Origin of the sequence: Psychroflexus salis (assembly GCF_014640175.1) — a bacterium.
Classification (GTDB): Bacteria; Bacteroidota; Bacteroidia; order Flavobacteriales; family Flavobacteriaceae; genus Psychroflexus; species Psychroflexus salis.
The window spans coordinates 1-23,259 of the sequence record NZ_BMGL01000011.1 but is presented as its reverse complement, the minus strand read 5'-3'; the positions used below and the strand labels follow the sequence as shown (position 1 = coordinate 23,259).

Here is a 23,259-nt window from a genome sequence, read left to right as displayed (position 1 = left end):
TATTTGATGATGTAAAAAAGTTTGTGAATAAGTTGATATACTTCATTTGAAAGTTTATTATCGTAACTTTATTTTTTAGGTATAAAAACTTTATCGCCTACTTTTGAAACGAACTGCTACAATGAAAAAAAACGAATTTCAAAATCAAATTGAAGCTTGGTTCAGACATCAAGGATGGGAGCCATTTCAGTTTCAAAAAGATACTTGGAAAGCTTATGCCGAAAGAAAAAATGGACTTTTAAATGCGCCAACAGGCAGTGGGAAAACATACGCACTTTGGATTCCGATTCTAGCCGATTTATTGCAAACTTCAACAGCTTCAAAAGCTGAAAAAGGATTAAAAGCAGTCTGGATAACACCGCTTCGAGCACTTTCCTTAGAAATTAAACAATCTATTGAGCGTTTAATCGAAGATTTAAATTTGCCTTTTCAAGTTGGAATTCGAACAGGCGATACTCCACAAAAAGAAAGAGCAAAGCAAAAACGGAATATGCCCGACTTCCTGATTACTACTCCAGAAAGCTTGCAGTTGTTATTGGCGAGTAAAAACTACCCTGAGACCTTCAAAAATTGCCATGCCATTGTGGTAGACGAGTGGCACGAATTACTCGGCACCAAACGCGGCGTACAAATGGAATTAGCGCTTTCTCGAATAAAAAATATTACAACAGATTTACGTATTTGGGGAATTTCGGCAACCATCGGAAACTTAAAGCAAGCACTCGAAGTTCTTTTAGGCGATGCGGCTTCTAATAAAAAACAAACTACACTTATAAAAGCCAATCTTCAAAAAAAGATTGTAGTAAAAAGTATTATTCCTAAAGAAATGGAAAAGTTTCCATGGCGTGGTCATTTAGGAATTCATCTTTTAGAGCAGATTATTCCAATTATTAAAAATTCGAAAACCACTTTAATTTTCACTAACACCCGTTCGCAATGCGAAATTTGGTTTCAAAAAATATTAGAAAAATATCCTGAATTTGCAGGAGAATTGGCCATGCACCACGGCAGCATTAATAAAGAAACTAGAATTTGGGTAGAAAATGCTATACGAAACGAAAGTTTAAAAGCTGTGGTTTGTACTTCGAGCTTAGACTTAGGAGTAGATTTTGCACCCGTAGAAACCATTATACAAATCGGCGGACCTAAAGGCGTTGCTCGATTTCTTCAACGCGCGGGACGAAGCGGACATCAACCTGGAAAAACCAGTAAAATTTACTTTTTACCAACACATGCCATCGAATTAATTGAAGCTTCTGCTTTGCAAAAAGCAGTTCGAAAAAATGCAGTAGAAAACCGACTGCCTTATATAAACTCCTTCGATGTATTGGTGCAATATTTAACCACTTTAGCAGTTTCTGATGGTTTTTACCCCAATGAAATTTATCCCGAAATAAAATCTACTTTTTGCTTTCAAGCCCTAACAGAAACGCAATGGAATTGGGCTTTAAATTTTATTGTGTATGGTGGCGAGTCCCTTCAAAACTACAATGAATACAAAAAAGTCGAAATTGGAGAAGATAGAAAATTTAAAGTAACTCACCGCGGAATTGCTATGCGGCATCGGCTTCAAATTGGCACGATTGTGAGTGATGCAGTTTTAACAGTAAAATATATCAGTGGCGGGTTTTTAGGCTCAATTGAAGAATGGTTCATTTCTAAATTAAAACCCGGTGATGTATTTACTTTTGCAGGAAGAAATTTAGAGTTGGTACGTATAAAAAGCATGCAAGTTTTGGTACGAAAATCGAAACAAAAAACGGCTAAAGTACCCAGCTGGATGGGCGGGAGATTAAGTTTGTCTTCGCAAATGTCCGAATTGTTAAGAGCTGAATTATATGCAGCGCATCAACCCAAAAAGTCTGAAGAACTACAAGCTTTAGCTCCAATTTTTGAACGACAGGAATTGGAATCTATCATTCCCACAGATAAAGAATTTTTAATTGAAACTTTTTCAACTAGAGAAGGAAATCATCATGTTTTTTACCCATTCGAAGGTCGATTTGTACATGAAGCTTTAGCGAGTTTATTAGCTTACCGCATCAGTTTACTGCAACCCATATCGTTTTCCATCGCGTTTAACGATTATGGATTCGAGTTACTTTCGGACACCAAAGTAGATATGCAACAAGTCTTAGATAACAACTTATTTTCTTCGGCTTACTTAATGCAAGATTTAGAAAAAAGCTTAAATGCTACAGAAATGGCAAAAAGAAAATTTAGAGACATTGCAGTTATTGCGGGATTGGTTTTTACAGGCTATCCAAATAAAAGTGTACAAAACAAACATTTACAATCCAGTTCGCAACTTATTTTTGATGTGTTTAAAGATTTTGATGCTACTAATTTATTATACCAACAAGCTTACGTAGAAACTTTTGAGCACAGTTTAGAACAAGGAAGGCTTCAATTGGCTTTAGAGCGCATTCAGAATCAAGAAATTATTTGGAGAGATTGCAAATATGCTACGCCGTTTTCCTTTCCAATTATCACCGATCGCTTACGCGAAAAACTTTCTTCAGAAAAATTAAAAGACCGCATTCAACGTATGATTAAAAAGCTTCAATCTTAAGGATTAGGCATTATTTCTTCCACACCAGGCTCAAATTTTTTAGTTTGATTAGGAAAAAGCCCACGAAATATAAGAACTGTACCAAAAACAATGATAACAATACTTATTATTTTTTTAGCCATGGCCACACGAGTAGGAGTTAATTTTTTATTTAGTTTTTTAGCTAATAAAATTTTAAAAATATCAATGACTAAATAGGTTATTAATACGGTACTAAAAAAAGTAATAAGTCGATTAGGTTGCATATCTAAACTAGGCCCAAAAACAATAATTAAGCCCAACCAAAAACCCAACACGCCAATATTAATGAAGTTAAGTAAAAAACCTTTTCCTGCAATGCCTAAGTAAGCTTTACCTTTGAGTTTTTGAATTTGAAATTTAGCAGGATTTAGGCTGGTTTTTTTCACTTTTAAAAAACCTATTATTCCATAGGTAGTTAATACGGTGCCACCAAACAAAAACAAAGCAGGGTCGTCTTTAATGCGCAGCAAAAGTTGATTGGTTCCAAAATAAGCTACACAAAGAAAAACAATATCGGCTAAAATCACGCCCAAATCGAATGCCAAAGCAGCTCGAAATCCCCGCATAGCAGCTGTTTCTAGCAAAATAAAAAAAACAGGCCCAATTAAAAAAGCCAAAAAAAGACCTAGCGGCAGTGCTGCTAAAATATCTTGTAGCATAAATTAATTTTGATGTTCAAAGTTAACAAAGTTTCAATAGTAAATAAGTTTATGTCCGTTTTTCGGTCAGTTAACCAAATTTATATAAAAACAGCCCCAAATGCATAGATTTTTATTCATGTATTCGCAACAAATATTTTCTAAAACTCAATTTATTATCTATGGCTATCACATCGTAATTTTAAGCTATAAATCATCGATAGTAAGGTATTTTTACGATGTACGTATTTCTTTTTAAGCTTTGCTTTATGTGAAGTAGAAATTCAGTAAATTCGCAGCTTAACTTGAGCACATGTCAGAAGAGAAGAAATCACTCAATTTTATTGAGCAAATTATTGAAGAAGATTTACAAAAGGACTATACAAAAGATCAATTAAAGTTTCGTTTCCCCCCCGAACCCAACGGTTATTTGCACATTGGACATGCTTCATCCATTTGCTTAAATTTTGGTTTGGGCTTAAAATATAACGCACCTGTTAATTTGCGTTTCGACGATACCAATCCAATTAAAGAAGAAAAAGAATTTGTAGATGCTATTAAAGCAGATGTGGAGTGGTTAGGTTTTAAATGGGCAAAAGAATGTTATGCATCCGATTATTTTCAGCAGTTATACGATTGGACGGTAGAGTTGATTAAAAATGGAGATGCTTACGTAGATAGCCAAACTTCTGAAGAAATAGCTGCTCAAAAAGGAACCCCGTCTGAACCTGGAAAACCAAGTCCGTACAGAAACCGAAATGTGGAAGAAAACCTTTCTCTTTTTGAAGCCATGAAAAATGGGGAAACCAAAGAAAAAGAACACGTAGTACGTGCAAAAATAGATATGGCTTCTCCTAACATGTTAATGCGTGATCCTGTCATGTATCGCTGCTTACATAAAGCACATCACCGAACTGGAAACGATTGGAACATTTACCCGATGTACGATTGGGCACATGGCGAATCTGATTTTATTGAACAAATTTCGCATTCATTCTGTACCTTAGAGTTTTTACCCCACCGCGAATTATATAATTGGTTTATAAATAAAGTTTGTAAGCCAGGCGAATTCCCCCCAAAACAACGTGAATTTGCTAGAAGAAATTTAAGCCATACCGTTGTAAGTAAACGAAAATTAGCTGAGTTAGTAGAAAATAAAGTGGTAGAAAGTTGGGATGATCCGCGTATGCCAACCATTTCTGGACTACGCCGCAGAGGTTATTCTCCAGCTTCTATTCGAAATTTTGCAGATAGCATAGGAATTGGAAAACGAGAAAACAGAATCGACCTCTCTCATTTAGAATTTTGCGTTCGTGAAGATTTAAATAAAACCGCTCCACGTGTAATGAGTGTTTTAGACCCATTAAAAGTGGTAATTACGAATTACCCTGAAGGAAAAGAAGAATGGCTAACTGCAGAAAACTTGCCTACCGAACAGGCTGGTAATCCAGAAGACGAAGCTGCAGGAGAACGCCAAGTTCCTTTTTCTCGTGAAATTTATATTGAAAAAGAAGACTTTAGAGAAGAAGCCAACCGAAAGTTTTTTAGACTTAAATTGGGAAAAGAAGTTCGCTTAAAAAATGCCTATATCATTAAAGCTGAAAAAGCCATTAAAGATGAAGCTGGAAACATTGTTGAAGTACATTGTACCTACGATGAAGATAGTAAAAGTGGAAGTGGCACTGAAGCATCAAAAAGAAAAGTAAAAGGGACTTTGCATTGGGTTTCTATACCGCATGCGGTTGCAGCAGAAGTTCGCCTTTATGATCGTTTGTTTAGTGTAGAAGATCCGACCGAATATAAAGACAAGGATTTCCTAGATTTTATAAATCCAAATTCTTTGGAAGTTATTACCGCTTATGTTGAGCCTAGCCTTAAAAATGCAAAAGTTGAAGAAGTAGTCCAGTTTCAACGTAAAGGCTATTTTTGTGTTGATCGAGATTCAACAGAAAACCATCTCATTTTTAACCGAACCGTTACTTTACGTGATAATTGGAAGGAAAAGTAAAAAGCTTTTACTTCAATTAAAAATTCATAATAAAGCCACTAACCTGCTTGCAGAAGGCAAGTACACTAATTTTTATTCGTGTAGTAGTGGCTATTTTTATTGAAAACCATCCATAAATATACATAGTACTGCTAATACAATTAACCTGCAGGTTAATTGTAAATTAAAGCCTACCTTTGCCAATTCATAAAAAGGAATGACCGCTGATACCATAGATTGTCATTTCAAAAAAACAAACTATGTCATTTAAGTCATTAGGACTCTCCGATAATCTTGTAAAAGCTGTAAGCGCACAAGGTTACGAAAACCCAACTCCCATTCAAGCTAAATCTATTCCGCCTATTTTAGAAGGTAAAGATGTATTAGCATCAGCTCAAACAGGAACTGGTAAAACCGCAGGGTTTACACTTCCGTTAATCCAGAACTTAGCTAAAAAACCCCCTTTACGAAATAGACCTGTTCGTGCTTTAATTTTAACACCAACGCGCGAATTGGCAGCTCAAATTTATCAAAATGTTAAAGATTACAGTCGATTTGTAGACTTGCGTTCTAGCGTTATTTTTGGTGGAGTAAACCAAAAATCGCAAGTAGCAACACTTCGCAATGGAGTAGATATCTTAATTGCCACTCCTGGCCGACTTATCGATTTAAACAACCAAGGTTTATTGTCTTTAAGAAGCCTTGAAATTTTAGTTTTAGATGAAGCTGACCGAATGCTAGACATGGGCTTTTTAAGAGATATTAAAAAAATTATGGGATTAATTCCTAAGCAACGGCAAACGCTTTTGTTTTCGGCTACTTTTTCAAAAGAAATACGAAATTTGGCTGGTGAATTTCTAAAAAGTCCCGTTTCGGTTGAATCTACTCCAGAAAACACAACTGTAGAAGCTATTCAACAACAAGTATACAGAGTTGCTAAAGAGAAAAAAACCGATTTATTGATCAAGCTTATTTCTGAAGGAAACTGGGAACAAATACTCATTTTTACTAGAACTAAGCACGGTGCCAATAAACTGGCCAAGAAATTAGAGTCGGCAAACATCAATGCTGCAGCCATACATGGCAACAAAAGTCAAGGTGCACGAACCAAAGCTTTAGCTGGTTTTAAAGACGGAAGTGTAAAAGCATTGGTTGCTACAGATATTGCTTCCCGTGGGCTGGATATTCCTTTACTACCATTTGTGGTTAATTTTGAATTGCCTAACGTATCTGAAGATTACGTTCACCGAATTGGAAGAACAGGAAGAGCTGGAGCAAGTGGATTAGCTATTTCTTTGGTAAGTGCTGATGAAACTTCATTTTTAAGAGATATTGAAAAGTTAATTGGCGATAAAATCCCGATGGATATTTTAGAAGGATTTGAACCTGATCCTAATGCATCGACTAAACCATTTAACCCACAACAACGCGGAAGAAAGCCCAGTGCACATTCAGGAAACACAAAAAGCAGTGGAAATAAATCTGGCGGACAACGACCAAGAACAGGAAATTCAAGACCAAATTCGAAAAAATCTTGGCGCTAATTTTCAAAAATTACAGGTATGGAAAAGCAACAAAATAATCCTTTACACGGCATTACATTAGAAAAAATTATAACAGAATTGCACAAGGAATATGGTTGGGGAAAATTAGCTGAAAAAATCAACATTAATTGTTTTAAGGATAATCCTTCTGTAAAATCTAGTTTAAAATTTCTTCGGAAAACTCCTTGGGCTAGAAACAAAGTAGAAGCTTTGTATATTTCTTATTTAAAGCAAACCAAATCGTTGTTTTAATCTACTAAAATCTCGTTTGCAAGTAAATTAAACAATAATGCTTTCGATTCAAATAAACGGGCATTCGCTTTTATTTGCTCTAGTCTGGCATCGATTAATTTTTGTTCTCGAGAGTTAATTAAAAAAACAGAGCTTTCTCCAAAAGAAAATTTGCGTTCTTCAGCTTGTAATAATTTATCAAAGTTTACAGCAATTTGTTCTATGGTAACTAATTGCCTATCAAAAGAGCTAATACTTTCTTGCGCAGCATCAATTTGGTTACGCAACTCTAAATTTTGAAATTCGTATTCTAATTCAGCATCTTGAATTTTAAGTTTAGTAAGTTTTAAATCGCCTCGTTCCTTTCGCAAAAACAAAGGAATACTAAAACTAACTCCAGCTTGAAAATTATTAGGTGTAAATGTATCTACTTGATTAGGTTGTTCGCTTAAAAAATTATACTCTACATCTAAAACAGGCTTTAAACGTTCTGCAGCCAGTTTTCTGTCAACTTCTAAAGATGCTATACCGTAGCTTAAAAATTGCAATAAAGGATGTTGTTCTACATTGTAATTTTCGAGCTGCAAAAGGTTTGTTCCTAAAATATTATCCATGCTCAGCTCGTTTAATTCAGCTGGCAAAACCCCTTCATCTAACTGCAAAGGCACGTTGTTTTCTAACCATAAAAAGTTGGATAGCTTAAATCGAGATTGGATGAGTTTCAACTTAGATTTTTCTAAGCTCAATTCTCTTTTTTGCACAGTAATTTTAGCTTCAAGCGTATCGATAGTTGGAATATCGCCTTGTAAAGCACTTTGTTTTATGCCTTGAAAACGAATCTCTGCATTTTCTAGAAATTCTTCAAAAATATCGACTTGTTTTTGAGCTTGGTACCAATCTATATAAGTTAAAGATGCTTTATACAGCACTTCGTTTACTTTTAAATCGCGCTCGGCCTGATTTAAATTTTGAATAATTTTTGCTTTTTTTAAAGTAGCCATACGTTCATTAATAAATAAACCTTGGCCTAAAGGCAAAGAAATTCCAGCCTTATACAAACCATCTTCTGGCACAGTCCGTTCAGGATTTAAAAAACTACCTTCTGCTTGTTCGTATCCTGCCTTAATATCTAATCCAAACCAAACTGGAATACTTAAACCTGCATTAAACATTTGGTAGTAATCTGTTTCTTTGAAATCTTTTTCTGTAAAACTGCTATATAACTTAGGGTCAAAATTTCCTCTAGCTTTCATCAATTTTGCTTCTGCTTGCGAAATTTTGAGTTCTGCTTGTTTTGCAATAGGATGGTACAACTTAACATATGCCAAAAACTCTTGCAAGCTTAAATCTAAACCTGTGTTGGTTTCTGACTGGGCTTTTAAGGCACTACTGGATAGTGAAAAAAATAAAATAAATAAGAAATATTTCTTCATTAAATTATTTTTTAATTTTTGTAGTTTCAACATCTGGCTGATAATAATCGGGTGGGAAACCATTAATTTGACGCCATAATTCGTACCAAACAGGAACATTGTTTAACAATGCAAAAGATCGGGCACCAGTTCCTGCCCGGATAGGCTCTGGCCAACTAGGCTCTTTTGGGTCTGGAGCAATTAAAACTCGATATTTACCATTAGGGCTAATAAAACGCTCTACTGCTACAATTTTTCCACCAAAAGTACCGTAAGATAAATTAGGCCAACCGGAGAAAAAGATAAATGGCCAACCATCGAAAATAATACGAACTTCTTCTCCAACATGAACAAGCGGTAAGTCTATTGGAGCTACAAAAGTTTCTACAGCTAATTCTACTTCTGCAGGCATAATGGTAACAATCTCTGCTCCTTCTTTAAAAGTTTCTCCAACACCTTGTTGTCTTGCTCTATTAATATAACCATCTTGTGGAGCAACAATATAGTTTAAACCACTACGTATGCTATAATTTACAAATTCGTTTTCTAACTTATACAGTTGCGATTCTGTATTAGCTTGGTCTGATTTTGCTGTGTATTGTTCACTTTCAGCTTTGGCTATTTTATCTTTATAACCTGCCTTAATGCTCGTAATTTCAATTTGTGCATTGAGCACTTCATTTTTACTTTCTAAAAGTTTGTTTTCTTGCGAAATAATTTTAGCTAAGCTTTCTTGGTATTTTACCTTTTTTGATTCTACATCGGTTACCGCTTTTAAACCTTCGTTTTCTAGTATTTCATTACGATTTAACTGTCTTTCGGCGATGCTTAATTGAAGTTTAGCTGCTTCAAAATTAATACTATCACTTTGCACTTTTAAATTGGCTTGTAGTAATTTATTCTGAGCCTGTTCTAATTTTAAGTCACGCTCTTCTTTTAATGCTGCAATTTGATAATCGAGTGCTTTTACTTTGTTTCGATAAGATTCAAAAGAAAAGTTTTTAGCTTTAACCTGCGATTGGGTTCTTGCCAATAAATCAGGATCGAAATAGGCATCTTTAACTTCAGAAATATGCACAATTGTATCGCCTTTACTAACATAATCGCCTTCTTGTATATACCATTTTTCAATTCTTCCAGGTATAGCCGATTGTATAGATTGGGGTCTTTGTTCTGGCCGTAAAGTAGTAATACTTCCGTTTCCACGAACAAATTGAGTCCACGGCAAAAACAAAACGATAAATACAATTATAAAAAGGGCTATAACAAACTTGTTGAAGCTGTTATACCTCCTATCGTCTGATGAGAATTTTACAGATTTAAACTTATTGTAATCTTCCCTAATTTGAATTTTATTTTTAGAAATATGTAGCATGATTACAATACTTAAGTGTTAGTTATTTTTCCTTTATCCAAAAATATTTTTCGATTACACCTTTCTATCCATTTGCTGTTTCTACTAACTACGACTATTGCCCAAGGATTGGAAGGTTCGAATAAAAAGTTCATTATTTTGTTAATTTCGTCGTCTTGAAACTCTACTAAAGGATCTTTTAGCACTAATAGTTTAGGTTTAGTAACAATAGCTCTGGCTAGCATTATTTTTTTAGCAGCTGTGTAAGGTATGTTTCTTCCTTCTGTAGCAATTACGGTGTCTATTCCATGGCTTTGAGACTTAATAAAGCCCATTAAATTTAGTTTTTCGATGGCCCAATCTAAATTTTCTTGACTTACATTAGCATCGTTAAAAGTAATATTATCTCGTATGCTACCTTCGAATGGGAAATTGCCAATTAACGAATGTCCTACGAAACTTCTATAATGATCAATTTGTATATTTTTAAAAGTGAGATCATTAACAAAGAAATCTCCTTCGGTTGGCAGTACTAATCCTGAAATTAATTTAAGTAAAGTTGTTTTTCCTGAACCAGATGTACCATCGATAAAAATTCGATCTTTAGATTCTATTTTAAGATTAATTCCGTTGAGAGATTTGCGTGTAGCATTTTTAAATTGTAGTCCAATGTCTTTTAATTCTATTTCAAAATTATCTTTTGGACTAAAAGGTGTAATTCCACCAAAACGTTCTAATTCTAAATCGTTTACAGCTCCTATTTTTTCTAACCCAGTTAAAACGTCGTAAACATTTTCTAATCCGAGAATAAGTTTTTCTACAGAATTAACCATTAAAATTACAATTACTTCTGCTCCAACAAACTGACCTATATTCATCTGTTGATTAACCACTAGTAGACCACCAATAATAAGAAGAGCTCCCAATACTAGAACTTTAAAACCAATCATTTTAAAGAATTGTAGTCTCAATATTTTGAAATGATTTTCTCTAGAATTTAAGTATTTTATTACAATATCATCGTGTTTAGATGAAGCAAGTTTTGCACTTCCTAAAACTTTGAAGCTATCGGTATTTCTAGCTACTTCTTCGATCCAATGAGCAGTTTGGTATTTGTATTTTGATTGAATTAAGCTGGTACGAAGACCTTCTGGAGCACTAAATTTGAAGACTAAATACATTAACAAAACAAGGAAAACACCAAAAAGAATAAAAAATGGATGATAAAAAGATAGTAAAATTAAACCGAATAAAATTTGAATTCCCGATGTAGAAAAATCGATTAACATTTTAGGAATTCCTTTTTGTATGGTCATAGTATCGAAAAAGCGGTTGGCTAATTCTGGTGGATAATTTGAACCAAAAGCAGTAGTAAGAATTCTAGGGAAACGATAAATAAATTCGAAAGATGTTTTCGTAAATAATCGCTGCTGTAAATCTTCAGCAACTCTCATTTGCATATAACTAAGCAAGCCTGTAAATATTACACTAATTAATACCAATGTTATAAGTACAATCATAGTAATTCTAAACTCTCCAGCCTGAATAAAGTTAATTATGGCTTGTATACCTAAAGGCAAAGAAAGCGAAACCACTCCAGCAAAAGCTGCATAACCTAATATAAGGTAGATGCTACGTAGTTCTAAACGTAATAATTTAAACAACCTTTGTAAAGGTCCTGGACTATTTTGTGAACTCATTGGGCGTATAGTTTATTTGATTACTCACCAAGTTTTTAAAAAAATCACCTGTTTTTTGAGCTGTACTACAGTTGGTAATGCTTTGAAAATGCATCGCCAAAAAATGCTGATGTAAAGCACCATCTAACAACAAAGATGCAAGACTTTTGGTATGTAAATAACTTGAATCTAAATCTTCTATCATGTCGGTTAAGCGAAAAACTAAGCGTTTATATACTTTAAAAAAACCCTGTTTATTTTCTTCGTCTACAGACTTATTATGGTATGCTTTCGTAAATTCTGAAATTACAATCTCACGAAGTGCAATTTGGTCTACTGATGTATTAAAAAATGAATTATCTGGTGTACTTGTAACAATTTCTATTGCCTTCATTAATTTGTCGTATTTGTCTTTTATAGAATTTGTGGCTATAACCAGCCTATACTCCATATAACTCCAATATAATGAAGTAATATACAACAAAAATTTATGCTTGTTCTCAAAATAACGGTATACAGAGCTTTCTGTAGAATTGATGCGCTTAGCAAGTTTTTTAAAAGTAAACTGCTCGAAACCGATTAAATTGATGAGTTGGATTCCTTCAGAAACAATTAAAGACCCTAATTGTGAGCTTTCAGGATCTTTTAAATACAACTTTTCGTTGATTTGAATTCGAATATTACTTAATGCTTCTGTCATTCACTTCATATAGAGACTAACAAAGATAATAGTAATACTATTACATTAGGAAGCTTTACCATATTTTTAACGCGTTTAATCTAAAAATCAGACGAGTAAAAAGGCGAATAAACATCTAATAATCAAGTATTAAGAATAATTTTTCTAGGTTAATAGTCTTGAAAATCATTTTTTTTTCTTAAAAAATGCGTGTTAAACTTATGTTGTGGTTTAAAGGATTCAACTTCTGCTTAGAAAATAGAAATCAATTTTTATAAAAAATATGTTTAACATCTAAAAGATATCATTTTAATAATCAGTTAAATAAACAGCTAAATTTTTTAACACAGCTTCAATCTCACTAGGATTATTAAAACTATGTATACAAAACCGAAGTCGCTCTTTTCCTTGGGGTACAGTAGGGCTTTTTATAGCACGAACATCAAATTCTTTTTCTTGAAGAAATGCTGCTGCTTGGCTTACTTTTTCGTTTCCTTTAATAACGCAAGATTGTATTTGGCTGTAACTTTCAATAAAGTAATGTTGCAAATTTAATTGATGCATTACACTTCTAAATTGACTAATATTTTCTTTTAAAAAGCTCAATTGATTTTTATCTGCTTCAAAATGCCGATGTGCTGCTATAATTGAAGCGGCCATATGCGGAGCTGCTGCAGTAGTATAAATAAAGCTTCGGCTAAAATTAACTAGATAGGCTTTTAATTTTTCGCTACCTAAAATAGCTGCTCCGTGCACACCAATGCCTTTTCCAAAAGTTACTATTCTGGCAAAAACATCGTTTAAAGCATGCTCGCTCAATAAATCTTTAAGCTTAAAAATTGGATTAGAATGTGCTTCATCTACAATTAAGTAGCAATTTGTGTTTTTGCAAACTTGCAGTATTTCATTTAAGTTGGGACCATCTCCATCCATAGAGAAAATAGCTTCAGTAATTACATAAATTGCTGTGTTTGGATGTTTACTTTGTTGAAGCTTAATTTTCTTAGCTAAGTCTGCTACTTGATTATGTTGAAATTTATAAGACCTGCCATACCCAAGCTGTAAACCGTCTCGAATGGATGCATGTGCTAATTCATCGTAAAAAACAATAGCATCTTTTGTAAGAATACTCGATAACAATCCTAAGTTAGCAAGGTATCCCGAATTAAAAATAAGCGCAGTTTCAGATTGATAAAATGCAGCCAATTCACGTTCAGTTTTTTCTAACAAAGAATAGTTTCCTCGAATTAACCGCGAACTTGTAGCAGAATTTATATTGGATTCTTCCTTAAGTAAATCATGTGCTTTTTCTGTAATGCTTTTTACTTTGGCAAAACCAAGATAATCGTTAGACGAAAAATCGTATTTTGGAAAATAATCAGGTAGGGTTCTTAAGTTTTTGTTTTTTTTCCGTTCAGCTAGCTTATGGTGAAGTTGAAGAGGAAAACTACCATTTATCTTCTTCTGCTTTTTTTCTTCCATCAGCTTCTTTTTTTTGTTCTTCTTTTTGATGTTGTTTTTTTACATCTTCACTAAGTAGTTGATGTTTTTTCTTATCATATTTTCCTTCGAGCTCATCAATAACAGAGTTTTTCCACATTTTATTCCCTGTAAAGTAGGACGTCCTACCGATTAAGTGGGCTCCTACTGGAGCAGTTAATACAATAAAAATAATAATTGCTTGCACACGTGTAGAAACTGCAAAATCGCCAAAATAAAGTGCAGCTGCTCCTAATATTAAACCTATACCTAAAGTTGCTGCTTTAGTTGTTACCGATATACGCAAATAGGTATCTGGCATTCTTAGTATGCCAATGGCGGCTAACATAGCAAATATAGCTCCTAGTGTTGCTAGAATGAATATAAAAATATCAGTCATCTTTTTTATTTCTTTTTTCTAAATAAAAGGCAAATGCCACAGTTCCTAAAAAGGCTATTAATGCTAAAATAGTAGCAATATCTAAAAAAGTAGGTTTATTGTTTATAATACTATAAATAGCAATTTCGCCAATACCTAATGTTATAATTAGGTCTAGCGCAACAACGCGATCTACAATAGTTGGCCCTTTTACAAAGCGTATAAAAACAACTAGCGATGAAATGGCCAGAATAGGCAGAATTACGTAATATAAATAATCGTGTAAACTCATCGTAAAATAGCTAATAAGCGGCGTTCAAAGCCATTTTTAATATCGTTTATAAATTCTTGTTTATTGTGTACATACATTGAATGTACGTAAAGTACTTTTTTATCTTCAGAAACATCTAAGCTTAAGGTTCCTGGTGTGAGTGTAATTAAATTGGCAAGCAATGTTATTTCTAAATTAGTTTTGGCATCTAGAGGTAATTTTACAATACCAGGTTTCATGTTGTTAGTGGGAGTAATTACTTCGTAAGCTACCTGAAGATTTGCTTTTATAACTTCCCACAAAAAAAATAGAAAAAATGAAATTAACTTTGGTATAAGTTGTACATATTTATTTTCATGATCGCGAGCACTTATAATCCATAAGATTAAAAAGCTAATTACAAAACCAAAAATGAAGTTGACAACAGCAAAACTTCCTGTTAAAAACACCCATATAATGGTAAGTAGTATGTTGGCTAAAAATTTACCTCGCATTGGCTCTAGTTTTAAAGACAGCGTCTATATATTGTTGGTTATCCATAAGCTCCATGGCTATACGTTCGGATAATTGCTGAATATGCTCAGCTCCAAAACCAATGTATAAAGATACAACACTTAAAAAAGCTATAGGAAAAATTAGTTGTGCTTTCTGTATGTGTTTAAGTTCACAAAAATCGACAAAATTTTTCCATTTTTTAACGGGCTGGGGATTCTTCCAAAAAGCTTCAGACCAAACTTTGGCTATAATAACTAAAGTAATTAAACTTCCAAAAATAACAGCTCCAACAAACCAGTAATTTTCACGTTCAAAACCAGCTAATAACAAGGATATTTTTGGCCAAAATCCAGATAAAGGAGGTATGCCAACTAAAGAAAATAATGGAATAGCTAAAAGCAAACTTATTTTAGGATACTCGCTATACAAGCCACCGAGTTTTTTTAAGCTTGATGTAGAACGTAATCTGTAAATTAAACCACTTATTAAAAACAAGTTGGTTTTTACAATAATGTCGTGTATTAAATAAAAAATTGTTCCCGCAATGGCTACACTTGTAAATAAGCCTAAGCCACCTATCATAAATCCGATATGACAAATAATTAAATACGAAAATACTTTGCGTATATTATTTTGAATTAAAGCGCCTATACCTCCACTAAAAATACTTAAAATAGCAATGCTTATTAAAAGTGTTTCTAAGAATAAATCGCCTACAAAAATCAAGGTAAATACCCGAATTAAAGCATAAACACCTACTTTAGTTAGCAAACCGGCAAATATAGCAGAAACTGCAGAAGGTGGTGTATGGTAGGATGCTGGCAACCAAAAATACAATGGAAAAACAGCCGATTTAATACCAAAACCAACTAAAAACAAGACTGCACAAATTTCGACTAGTGCTTGGTTTTCGAGTAAGACAATTTTTTGAGAAAGGTCTGCCATATTTAAAGTACCCGTTAACCCGTACAAAACTCCAAGTGCAGTTAGAAAAATCATAGAAGCCAGGATGTTAAGCGTAAAATATTTTACAGCACCTTCTAGTTGGTTGCGTTCGCCACCTAGACTAATAAGTACAAAAGAGCTAATAATAATTATTTCGAACCAAACATATAAATTAAAAATATCGCCTGTTAAAAACGCTCCTGTTAAGCCCATTAATAAAAAATGAAATACACTAAAATATCCAAATTTTAATCTAGCTTTTATAACTGAAACAACAGAAAAAATAGCAACTGCAAAGCCACTTATACAGGTTAGTAAAACCAATGTAGCTGCTAACATATCAGCTACAAATGTAATTCCGAATGGAGCTTCCCAATTACCCGATTGCACGGTTTGTGTACCATTTTCATAAATAAAAATAAACACCCAAATACTGGCTACTAATGCAAAACTGTTTCCTATTATGGTTAAACTCTTTTGCCATTTTAAGCTACGCCATGCAAACATGAGCAAGATGCTAAACAGCAAATGGATTAATAAAGGACATAATATAATTAAATTGCTCATGAGTCTTCGTCGGTTGTATTTAATTGATCAAGATCATCTGTACCTAAAACCTTATAAGCTCTTTTTACTAAAATAATAGCAAAGGCCTGTAAGCCAAAGCTAATAACAATTGCAGTTAGTATTAAGGCTTGTGGGACTGGATCTGCGTAAAGCTCTTCAAAAACTTTAGCTTCTTCAGGAATAATAGGCGGTTTGCCTTTGGTAATTCTTCCTAGTAAAAAGATTAATAAATTTACACCATTACCTAGGAGTATAATTCCTAAAATTAGTTTTACAAGGCTTCTTCTTAACATCATATAAATGCCAGCTGCGTAAAGAATTCCTGTTACTATAGCTAAAAGTATTTCCATATTAAGCCGTTTCTGAAATGGTGAAAATAATGGTTAAAGCTGCGCCAATAACTACTAAATAAACGCCTGTGTCAAAAATCAAAGCCGAACCTAAATTGCCAATTACAGGTATCGGCTCGCTAGCCCAAAGCCCTGTCATTATAGGTAAATCGAAAAAAAGTGGACTTATAGCACTTAAAAAAGCTAACGACAAACCTACAGGCATTAAAAAACCTGGATGAATTTTTAAAAGCGATTTTGCATTTTTTAATCCATTAGCAAAAGCATCTAGTACAAATGCAATGGCAGCTACCAAACCACCTATAAACCCACCACCTGGCAAATAATGTCCGCGCAATAAAATAAACAGCGAAAACAAAAGCAATACGGGTAACAAAAAATCTGATGCTGTACGTAATATAATGGTTTTCATAATTTATTTTTTATCTCTTGTTTTTAAACGCAGTTTTAATAAACCAAACACCCCGAGGGCGGCTACAATTAGCACACTTATTTCTACTAAAGTATCTACTCCTCTAAAATCTACTAAAATTACGTTTACCACGTTTTTGCCTTTGGCGAGTAAGTAAGAATTTTCAGCATAAAAATTAGTAATTTCTGAATTCTGGTCTTCTTGTAATACTTTTAATACCAAGATGGATATTAAACCTCCAAAAGTCAAACTTAAAATTCCGTGTTCTAATCGCAATACATTTTTAGAAAGATGTAAGTATTTAGGTAATTTATACAAGACTAGGACAAATAAAATTACCGTTAAGGTATCTACAGAAAATTGCGTCATTGCCAAATCGGGAGCAGAATAAAATAAAAATAACAAACAAAAAGCGAAGCCAACTACACCCATCGATGCTACAGCTGCAAGCCTTGAGTTTGTAAAAACAGTAAATACTACGGCACCAATCATCATTAGTACTATAGCAATTTCGTAAGCTGTTAATTCTGAAAATGAACTAAAATCTAACTTTAAATCGAAGTTAGAAAAAATAATAAAAGCCAAAGCTATTACCAAAAAACCAACTATAGTAGCAATATAATGGCGCAAATAGCCATTTTGAAAAAAGTTTGTCCATGACTTCGAAAAATCTTCAAAGCCGTTGGTTAAAAAAAACAAGATGCTTTTAGGTGAAGCTACTTCTAATTTTTCGATAAAATTTTCGAGTTTGTGCTTGGGTTTCAATACTACATACACTATAACACCAAGACCTAAAGTAAGAGCGCTTAAACCTAAAACAGTGTTGAATCCATGCCAAAGTTTAAGGTGAAAGGCTTCATTATCTATCACTAAACTCGAAACTGCATTGGCTACAAAAGCTGTTTCAATTAAATTAGGAAACATACCAAACACCAATCCTGCAGTTACCATTAGCAATGGTGGCACCCACATTAATGAACTTGGCATATGCAAATTTTCAAATGTAGTAGGGAGCTTTCCCATAAAAGGTTTTACGCCCACCACAAAGCCAGCATAAAAAAGTAAAATATTGGTTACAATAGCTATTGCAGTTAATAAAACCGCATTATTAGGCATGTGTAGAGTAGCTTCATAAATTAAATCTTTGCCAACAAAACCAATACTTGGTGGTACACCTCCACTTATTAAAGCTGCTATAAATCCTGCTACAGCAACTGGCATAAGCACTTTTCGTAAACCTGCAAGCTGTGTAATATCTCTTGTTCCTGTTTCGTGGTCTATAATTCCTGTAATTAAAAATAATGATGCTTTATACAAAGCATGTACAACAATAAAAACCAAAGCAGCTGTTATTGCGGCTTGCGTACCTAAACCAATTAAAAACACTAAAATTCCTAAAGCTGCAATAGTAGAATAAGCTAAAATTCCCTTTAAATCGGTTCTGAAAATTAAATGAAAAGCAGAATACAACATGGTTGCTGCACCAACAATAATGAGTGTAGTGTTCCACAATTCTGTGCTGCCTAGTGTCGGGCTAAAACGAAGCAACAAATATACTCCCGCTTTTACCATAGTTGCCGAATGCAAATAAGTAGAAACCGGTGTTGGAGCTTTCATAGCACCGGGTAACCAAAAATGAAAAGGAAATTGGGCCGATTTGGTAAAGGCTGCACCAAATATAAAAACCACCGCTACTAGATAAAACTCATGTTGTTGAAGCAGTTCTTTATGCTGAAGCATTTCAACAATTGAATAGGAATTTGTAATATATCCCAATAATAAAGCTCCAGCTAATAAAAACAACCCACCAATTCCTGTAATTCCTAATGCAGTTAAAGCCGATTTTCGAGAAGCTTCAGAAGTATTATTAAAGCCGATTAAGTAAAACGAAGAAATACTTGTTAATTCCCAAAAAACAAAGAGTGAAATTAAATTATCTGAAAGTACCAAGCCCAGCATAGCTGCCATAAACAAACTCAAATAAGCATAAAAACGATCTAAGTAAACATGCTTTTTTAAGTAAGCTGAAGTATAAGCAAATACCAAGGTACCAATACCCGTAATCATTAACGAAAACAACAAGGATAAACCATCTAATTGGAAGCTTAAATTTACGCCAAATGAAGGGATCCAACTAATGCTTTGAAATACAGTTGCACCCGATTGTATAGTAGGAATATAGCTTAAAAAATAAACAAATAAACTAAGCGGAAGCAATGTAAGTGCAACCGACCATTTCGATTTAAAGATTTTTCCCGTGAAAATTAAAGCTATGGCCACAACAAACCCAGCTAAAATAGAATACAACATATCTTGTAACAATAAGCTGCAAATATAGGCATTATAATAATTGAGACTATTTTTAGAAGTTGAAAGCTTTGTTAAGGAAATGGAATTTAGTTAAGCTCTTAAGCATTTATTTGGAACTAATATGATGCCTTTTAAACGATTAAAGTGGAAGAGCCAATTGCTCTGGAAGTAATTTGAAGCTTTTACGGTGGTATTGGGTAATTCCATATTTTTGAATAGCTGCTCGATGCTCTTTTGTTGGGTAACCTTTGTTTTGTTTCCAATTGTACATAGGGAATTCTTGATGAATTTTTTCCATATAAGCATCGCGTTGGGTTTTAGCTAGGACAGAAGCCGCTGCTATACTTAAATATTTGGCATCGCCTTTAACAATACATTGATGAGGAATACCTTTAAATTTATGAAATTTATTACCATCGACTAAAATAAATTCTGGTTTAGGTTTTAATTGTGCAATACTTTTATGCATAGCCTTAATCGATGCTTGTAAAATGTTTATTTCGTCAATTTCATGCATCATAACGTGGGCAATTCCGAAGCAAATTGCTTCTTCTAAAATTAATCCCCTTAGCTTATTTCGCTTCAATAAACTAAGCTGTTTAGAATCGTTTAAAACAGAATTAGAAAAAGAAGGATGTAAAATTACAGCTGCTGCAGTAACAGGACCAGCCAAGCAACCACGACCAGCTTCATCTGTTCCGCACTCTAATAGATTTTTATTTAAAAAGGCTTTAAGCATACTTCAAAAATACAAATTTATAAATAAGCCATAAGAAGTCTAGCTATTCAAAATCATTCTTTAAAATAATGCTACTTTTGCGGCTGTTGTTTTTTTAAATTATGCATCGGTATATCTATTTTTTCATATTTGTTTTTAGCATTGGTTTTATGCAAGGCCAAGAGCGCTTAAAAAAAACAGAAGGTGCTGGCGGAGGCGAACCTGTAAATCGTGCAGAACGCGGAATTGATACCCAGCGGGTTAACAAAAAAGACGATATGCCACCTGCTACCGACTATAAAATAATTAACCGAGAACGCGATACTACTGTTGTAGATACTTCTTTAAGCATTCAAAAATACTTTAAGGCCAATTATTTACGCAAAGATAATTTTGAATTATTAGCCTTGCATAATGTTGGTATGCCTTACAATAAATTAGGGCATGATTTTCAAGATTTTTCGCTTACACCTAAGCTAGGAGCAAGTGCTAAACATTTTAATTACAAAACAAAAGACGATATTTATTATTACGAAACACCTACTCCTTTTACAGAATTATATTTTAGAACGGTTTTGGAACAAGGCCAAAGTTTGAAATCGTTTTTTACTACCAATTTAAATCCTCGGTTAAATTTTTCAGTTGCTTATGAAGCTTTAAATTCCTTAGGAGAATATGTTCATGCGCGTTCTGAAGCCAGCAACTTTTCTACGAGTTTTAATTACCGAAATAAAAGTGATCGGTATTTTTTACGCTTTCACTTTACTTCGCATGATTTAGAACAGCAAGAAAATGGTGGACTAACCACAGAATCTGTTCAAAATTTTGTTAATGAAGTACCCGAATTTGAAAACAGAGCTTCCTTGGCCGTTCAATTTCAAGATGCCTTTAGTCGCTTATGGGGCAATAGGTTATACATTGACCAAGAATATATTTTGGTTCGCGGAAACGACTCTACACAAAATAACCAAATACGGCTTGCACACGAATTGAGCATTGAAGATAAAAATTATGCTTTTAACCAAGAAGATGCAAGTTCTTATTTTGGGCCAACCTTGGTAAACGACAATATACGAGATGAAGTAAAGCATTTTGAATATCAAAATGAGCTAAAAGCTAGTTATAAGCAAAATTTGCTTGGTAAATTTGAATTTGCAGCACAAATTACCGACTTTAGATACCAATACAACGCTATTTATGTTCAAGAAGATGGTAGTTTAATCCCTAATTTATTAAATGGCAATCTGTATTCGCTAAGTGGAATTTATGCTAACAAAATAGGAGACTTATCTTATAAAGGCGAAGCAAAATATAATGTTGCAGGAGAGTTTGATGGAAGTTTTTTAAAAGGAGAACTCAATTACGCCATTAATAAACAAACCGATGTAAACGCCTTTTTATCTGTTAGCTCGCGCGCACCAGATTTTAATTACCTATTAAATCAAAGCGCATATCAAAATTACAACTGGTTTAATAATTTAGACAATATAGATACCCAAATTTTAGGTGGAAAAATTAGCCACAAAAAATTCGGAAACTTAGAAGCTTCCCTAACACAAATTAAAAATTACACCTACTTCGGCAGCCTAGGAGAGATTGAAAGTTTAGAAGAAGTTTTTACCAATGTAAAAGCCTTACAGGCTACAGACCAAGATGTGCGGTATGTAAAAGTAAAGGCTACAAACGATATGCAGTTTGGTGTTTTTGGTATGCATCACAGCTTGTTATACCAAAATGTGTTAAATGGTGAAAATTTACTCCCTACGCCTGACTTTGTAAGCCGGAACACACTTTATTATCAAGATCATTGGTTCGAAAAAGCAACTTTTATTCAAACAGGAATTAGCTTTAAATACTTTACCGATTTCAACTCGACTATGTTTAATCCTATTTTAAACGAATTTGTTGTGCAGGACTTTACAAACTTAGAAGGTTTTTACAATGTAGATCTGTTTTTTAATGCTAAAGTACGCTCGGCAAGATTGTTTTTTGTCTTAGAAAATGCAACAGGCTTGTTTGAAGGTAATACTAATTTTACAGCGCCAGGCTACGCATTACGAGACTTTAGATTTCGGTTTGGCTTGGTTTGGAATTTCTTTTTGTAGTTCGCTACTTTTAAAATAATACGAACTTGATTTCACAAGGTCGTTAATAAAACAAAATTGCTTTCTATTTACCCCCAATCCTATCCCAAATTAGTCGGGAAAAGCAAAAAAGAAGCTTAAATCAAGAATATTTCTTTAAAACTACTCACTAAAAAACTACTTACTCACTACTAACTAAAAAACTACCCACTATTCACTACTCACTACTAACTAACATCCGCATCTGTTTTAACTCAAATTACAAGGGATGTAGGATGGTTTTTATTCAACAAAAAAAGCGCATCTGTATAAGAAGCGCTTTGTAGTTATAACTAGTACTAAGTACCTATATTACTTGATTGATTTTTTAGAATCTTCGGTTTTATCTTCGTTCTCTTCTTTAGAAGCATCTTTAAATTCTTTAATTCCGCTACCTAATCCGCGCATTAATTCAGGAATTTTTTTACCCCCAAACAATAGTAAAATTAAAACGACCACAACAGCAATTTGCCAAGGTCCAACCACTCCCATAATTACAAATAAAGTATTCATAAGCTTTTTATTTGATGCAAAATTACGGAAATAAAAACAAATGATGCCTATTTTAAAAAGATAATAATGTATCTAGATGAATGTGTATAGATCAGACTTGTGTAGTAACACTAATTTGATTAAAAAGTGTGAGGATGTAAGATTCTAATCTTTAATACCGAGATTAAAACTTGCTTCTGGCAGATTTTTTAAAAATCTCCTAATTACAAAAGGTATTTTAAAATAAAATTATATATAAATGAACTAATACATATATTGGAAAAATTAATAGGTAAACGTCTAACATTAAAAAGCACAAATGCGGCAATGCCCTATTTATGAAGCTTTCAAGGATGTTGAAAACCTTTAGCAAAATAAAACAAATACGCAAAATAACTTTGTAATATTGTTATTCCTATGGTAATGAAGCTAATAACCTGAGTTCAATTAATATTTTTGAAAGTTTTATTGCATAAAAAAAAGAAATAGCTTTATATTTAAAGTGTTGAAATTCAAATATATAAAAGCTATTTCTTATGTTATCTTACAGCAAAATTACTGATATTTTTTGTCTTGTCGATGAGTTCACTCAACAATTTAC

20 protein-coding genes are annotated in these 23,259 nt (G+C 33.4%); 5 read left to right on the top strand and 15 right to left on the bottom strand.

The window, feature by feature from the left end:
* Nucleotides 1–121 precede the first annotated feature (121 nt).
* Nucleotides 122–2,572 (top strand): ligase-associated DNA damage response DEXH box helicase, encoded by a 2,451-nt coding sequence (locus tag IEV63_RS09940; RefSeq protein WP_188406662.1) that lies wholly within the window; start codon nucleotides 122–124, stop codon nucleotides 2,570–2,572.
* Here the strand turns inward: IEV63_RS09940 and IEV63_RS09935 are convergent.
* On the bottom strand, nucleotides 2,569–3,252 hold the full coding sequence (locus IEV63_RS09935; RefSeq protein ID WP_188406661.1) for a LysE family translocator: 684 nt from the start codon (nucleotides 3,250–3,252) through the stop codon (nucleotides 2,569–2,571). The two genes, IEV63_RS09940 and IEV63_RS09935, sit on opposite strands and share 4 nt — an antisense overlap.
* 292 nt (nucleotides 3,253–3,544) lie before the next feature.
* Between IEV63_RS09935 and IEV63_RS09930 the strand changes: the two genes are divergently transcribed.
* The 3 genes from IEV63_RS09930 (at nucleotide 3,545) to IEV63_RS09920 (ending at nucleotide 7,014) form a co-directional block, all read left to right on the top strand.
* Nucleotides 3,545–5,239, top strand: a complete 1,695-nt coding sequence (locus IEV63_RS09930) for a glutamine--tRNA ligase/YqeY domain fusion protein (protein ID WP_188406660.1) — start codon at nucleotides 3,545–3,547, stop codon at nucleotides 5,237–5,239.
* A gap of 239 nt (nucleotides 5,240–5,478) precedes the next feature.
* Nucleotides 5,479–6,762 carry a DEAD/DEAH box helicase gene (locus IEV63_RS09925; protein WP_188406659.1) on the top strand — a complete coding sequence of 428 codons (1,284 nt, stop codon included), beginning with the start codon at nucleotides 5,479–5,481 and terminating at the stop codon, nucleotides 6,760–6,762.
* A gap of 18 nt (nucleotides 6,763–6,780) precedes the next feature.
* On the top strand, nucleotides 6,781–7,014 hold the full coding sequence (locus IEV63_RS09920) for a VF530 family protein (RefSeq protein ID WP_188406658.1): 234 nt from the start codon (nucleotides 6,781–6,783) through the stop codon (nucleotides 7,012–7,014).
* Here the strand turns inward: IEV63_RS09920 and IEV63_RS09915 are convergent.
* The 13 genes from IEV63_RS09915 to rnhB all read right to left on the bottom strand — a co-directional run bounded on the left by IEV63_RS09915 (nucleotide 7,011) and on the right by rnhB (nucleotide 20,064).
* Nucleotides 7,011–8,426, bottom strand: coding sequence for a TolC family protein (locus IEV63_RS09915; protein WP_188406657.1), 1,416 nt, complete (start codon nucleotides 8,424–8,426; stop codon nucleotides 7,011–7,013). The two genes, IEV63_RS09920 and IEV63_RS09915, sit on opposite strands and share 4 nt — an antisense overlap.
* Before the next feature lie 4 nt (nucleotides 8,427–8,430).
* The gene (locus IEV63_RS09910; protein ID WP_188406656.1) at nucleotides 8,431–9,780 is read right to left on the bottom strand and encodes an HlyD family secretion protein; all 1,350 of its coding nucleotides are present in this window, start codon (nucleotides 9,778–9,780) and stop codon (nucleotides 8,431–8,433) included.
* Nucleotides 9,781–9,791: 11 nt separating this feature from the next.
* Nucleotides 9,792–11,459 carry a peptidase domain-containing ABC transporter gene (locus IEV63_RS09905; protein WP_188406655.1) on the bottom strand — a complete coding sequence of 556 codons (1,668 nt, stop codon included), beginning with the start codon at nucleotides 11,457–11,459 and terminating at the stop codon, nucleotides 9,792–9,794.
* Nucleotides 11,443–12,138, bottom strand: a complete 696-nt coding sequence (locus IEV63_RS09900; RefSeq protein ID WP_188406654.1) for a TetR/AcrR family transcriptional regulator — start codon at nucleotides 12,136–12,138, stop codon at nucleotides 11,443–11,445. The genes IEV63_RS09905 and IEV63_RS09900 overlap by 17 nt, the downstream gene beginning before the upstream one ends.
* A gap of 288 nt (nucleotides 12,139–12,426) precedes the next feature.
* Nucleotides 12,427–13,599: an aminotransferase class I/II-fold pyridoxal phosphate-dependent enzyme gene (locus IEV63_RS09895; RefSeq protein ID WP_188406653.1), complete on the bottom strand. Its 1,173-nt coding sequence runs from the start codon at nucleotides 13,597–13,599 to the stop codon at nucleotides 12,427–12,429.
* Nucleotides 13,565–13,996, bottom strand: coding sequence for a monovalent cation/H(+) antiporter subunit G (mnhG, locus tag IEV63_RS09890; protein ID WP_188406652.1), 432 nt, complete (start codon nucleotides 13,994–13,996; stop codon nucleotides 13,565–13,567). Before mnhG ends, IEV63_RS09895 begins: the two co-directional genes overlap by 35 nt.
* The gene (locus tag IEV63_RS09885; protein ID WP_188406651.1) at nucleotides 13,989–14,267 is read right to left on the bottom strand and encodes a cation:proton antiporter; all 279 of its coding nucleotides are present in this window, start codon (nucleotides 14,265–14,267) and stop codon (nucleotides 13,989–13,991) included. Before IEV63_RS09885 ends, mnhG begins: the two co-directional genes overlap by 8 nt.
* On the bottom strand, nucleotides 14,264–14,740 hold the full coding sequence (locus IEV63_RS09880) for a Na+/H+ antiporter subunit E (RefSeq protein ID WP_188406650.1): 477 nt from the start codon (nucleotides 14,738–14,740) through the stop codon (nucleotides 14,264–14,266). Before IEV63_RS09880 ends, IEV63_RS09885 begins: the two co-directional genes overlap by 4 nt.
* On the bottom strand, nucleotides 14,730–16,253 hold the full coding sequence (locus IEV63_RS09875) for a proton-conducting transporter transmembrane domain-containing protein (RefSeq protein ID WP_188406649.1): 1,524 nt from the start codon (nucleotides 16,251–16,253) through the stop codon (nucleotides 14,730–14,732). Before IEV63_RS09875 ends, IEV63_RS09880 begins: the two co-directional genes overlap by 11 nt.
* Nucleotides 16,250–16,603 carry a Na+/H+ antiporter subunit C gene (locus tag IEV63_RS09870; RefSeq protein ID WP_188406648.1) on the bottom strand — a complete coding sequence of 118 codons (354 nt, stop codon included), beginning with the start codon at nucleotides 16,601–16,603 and terminating at the stop codon, nucleotides 16,250–16,252. Before IEV63_RS09870 ends, IEV63_RS09875 begins: the two co-directional genes overlap by 4 nt.
* A gap of 1 nt (nucleotide 16,604) precedes the next feature.
* Nucleotides 16,605–17,015, bottom strand: coding sequence for a Na+/H+ antiporter subunit B (locus IEV63_RS09865; RefSeq protein WP_188406647.1), 411 nt, complete (start codon nucleotides 17,013–17,015; stop codon nucleotides 16,605–16,607).
* Nucleotides 17,016–17,018: 3 nt separating this feature from the next.
* The gene (locus IEV63_RS09860) at nucleotides 17,019–19,325 is read right to left on the bottom strand and encodes a putative monovalent cation/H+ antiporter subunit A (protein ID WP_188406646.1); all 2,307 of its coding nucleotides are present in this window, start codon (nucleotides 19,323–19,325) and stop codon (nucleotides 17,019–17,021) included.
* A 139-nt stretch (nucleotides 19,326–19,464) separates the two neighbouring features.
* Nucleotides 19,465–20,064, bottom strand: coding sequence for a ribonuclease HII (gene rnhB, locus IEV63_RS09855; RefSeq protein WP_188406645.1), 600 nt, complete (start codon nucleotides 20,062–20,064; stop codon nucleotides 19,465–19,467).
* Between the two features lie 101 nt (nucleotides 20,065–20,165).
* Between rnhB and IEV63_RS09850 the strand changes: the two genes are divergently transcribed.
* The gene (locus tag IEV63_RS09850) at nucleotides 20,166–22,148 is read left to right on the top strand and encodes a putative porin (RefSeq protein WP_188406644.1); all 1,983 of its coding nucleotides are present in this window, start codon (nucleotides 20,166–20,168) and stop codon (nucleotides 22,146–22,148) included.
* 330 nt (nucleotides 22,149–22,478) lie between these two features.
* Here IEV63_RS09850 and tatA read toward each other — a convergent pair whose 3' ends face one another.
* On the bottom strand, nucleotides 22,479–22,679 hold the full coding sequence (gene tatA / locus IEV63_RS09845; protein ID WP_188406643.1) for a twin-arginine translocase TatA/TatE family subunit: 201 nt from the start codon (nucleotides 22,677–22,679) through the stop codon (nucleotides 22,479–22,481).
* Nucleotides 22,680–23,259 lie beyond the last annotated feature (580 nt).

Excerpts from the sequence above, each read along its gene's own strand:
- mnhG (WP_188406652.1), bottom strand. The coding sequence starts at position 13,996 with ATGACTGATATTTTTATATTCATTCTAGCAACACTAGGAGCTATATTT.
- IEV63_RS09910 (WP_188406656.1), bottom strand. The coding sequence starts at position 9,780 with ATGCTACATATTTCTAAAAATAAAATTCAAATTAGGGAAGATTACAAT.
- IEV63_RS09880 (WP_188406650.1), bottom strand. The coding sequence starts at position 14,740 with ATGCGAGGTAAATTTTTAGCCAACATACTACTTACCATTATATGGGTG.
- IEV63_RS09875 (WP_188406649.1), bottom strand. The coding sequence starts at position 16,253 with ATGAGCAATTTAATTATATTATGTCCTTTATTAATCCATTTGCTGTTT.
- IEV63_RS09885 (WP_188406651.1), bottom strand. The coding sequence starts at position 14,267 with ATGAGTTTACACGATTATTTATATTACGTAATTCTGCCTATTCTGGCC.
- IEV63_RS09935 (WP_188406661.1), bottom strand. The coding sequence starts at position 3,252 with ATGCTACAAGATATTTTAGCAGCACTGCCGCTAGGTCTTTTTTTGGCT.
- IEV63_RS09865 (WP_188406647.1), bottom strand. The coding sequence starts at position 17,015 with ATGAAAACCATTATATTACGTACAGCATCAGATTTTTTGTTACCCGTA.
- IEV63_RS09930 (WP_188406660.1), top strand. The coding sequence starts at position 3,545 with ATGTCAGAAGAGAAGAAATCACTCAATTTTATTGAGCAAATTATTGAA.
- tatA (WP_188406643.1), bottom strand. The coding sequence starts at position 22,679 with ATGAATACTTTATTTGTAATTATGGGAGTGGTTGGACCTTGGCAAATT.
- IEV63_RS09940 (WP_188406662.1), top strand. The coding sequence starts at position 122 with ATGAAAAAAAACGAATTTCAAAATCAAATTGAAGCTTGGTTCAGACAT.
- IEV63_RS09895 (WP_188406653.1), bottom strand. The coding sequence starts at position 13,599 with ATGGAAGAAAAAAAGCAGAAGAAGATAAATGGTAGTTTTCCTCTTCAA.
- IEV63_RS09900 (WP_188406654.1), bottom strand. The coding sequence starts at position 12,138 with ATGACAGAAGCATTAAGTAATATTCGAATTCAAATCAACGAAAAGTTG.
- rnhB (WP_188406645.1), bottom strand. The coding sequence starts at position 20,064 with ATGCTTAAAGCCTTTTTAAATAAAAATCTATTAGAGTGCGGAACAGAT.
- IEV63_RS09905 (WP_188406655.1), bottom strand. The coding sequence starts at position 11,459 with ATGAGTTCACAAAATAGTCCAGGACCTTTACAAAGGTTGTTTAAATTA.
- IEV63_RS09925 (WP_188406659.1), top strand. The coding sequence starts at position 5,479 with ATGTCATTTAAGTCATTAGGACTCTCCGATAATCTTGTAAAAGCTGTA.
- IEV63_RS09860 (WP_188406646.1), bottom strand. The coding sequence starts at position 19,325 with ATGTTGTATTCTATTTTAGCTGGGTTTGTTGTGGCCATAGCTTTAATT.
- IEV63_RS09870 (WP_188406648.1), bottom strand. The coding sequence starts at position 16,603 with ATGGAAATACTTTTAGCTATAGTAACAGGAATTCTTTACGCAGCTGGC.
- IEV63_RS09915 (WP_188406657.1), bottom strand. The coding sequence starts at position 8,426 with ATGAAGAAATATTTCTTATTTATTTTATTTTTTTCACTATCCAGTAGT.
- IEV63_RS09850 (WP_188406644.1), top strand. The coding sequence starts at position 20,166 with ATGCATCGGTATATCTATTTTTTCATATTTGTTTTTAGCATTGGTTTT.
- IEV63_RS09920 (WP_188406658.1), top strand. The coding sequence starts at position 6,781 with ATGGAAAAGCAACAAAATAATCCTTTACACGGCATTACATTAGAAAAA.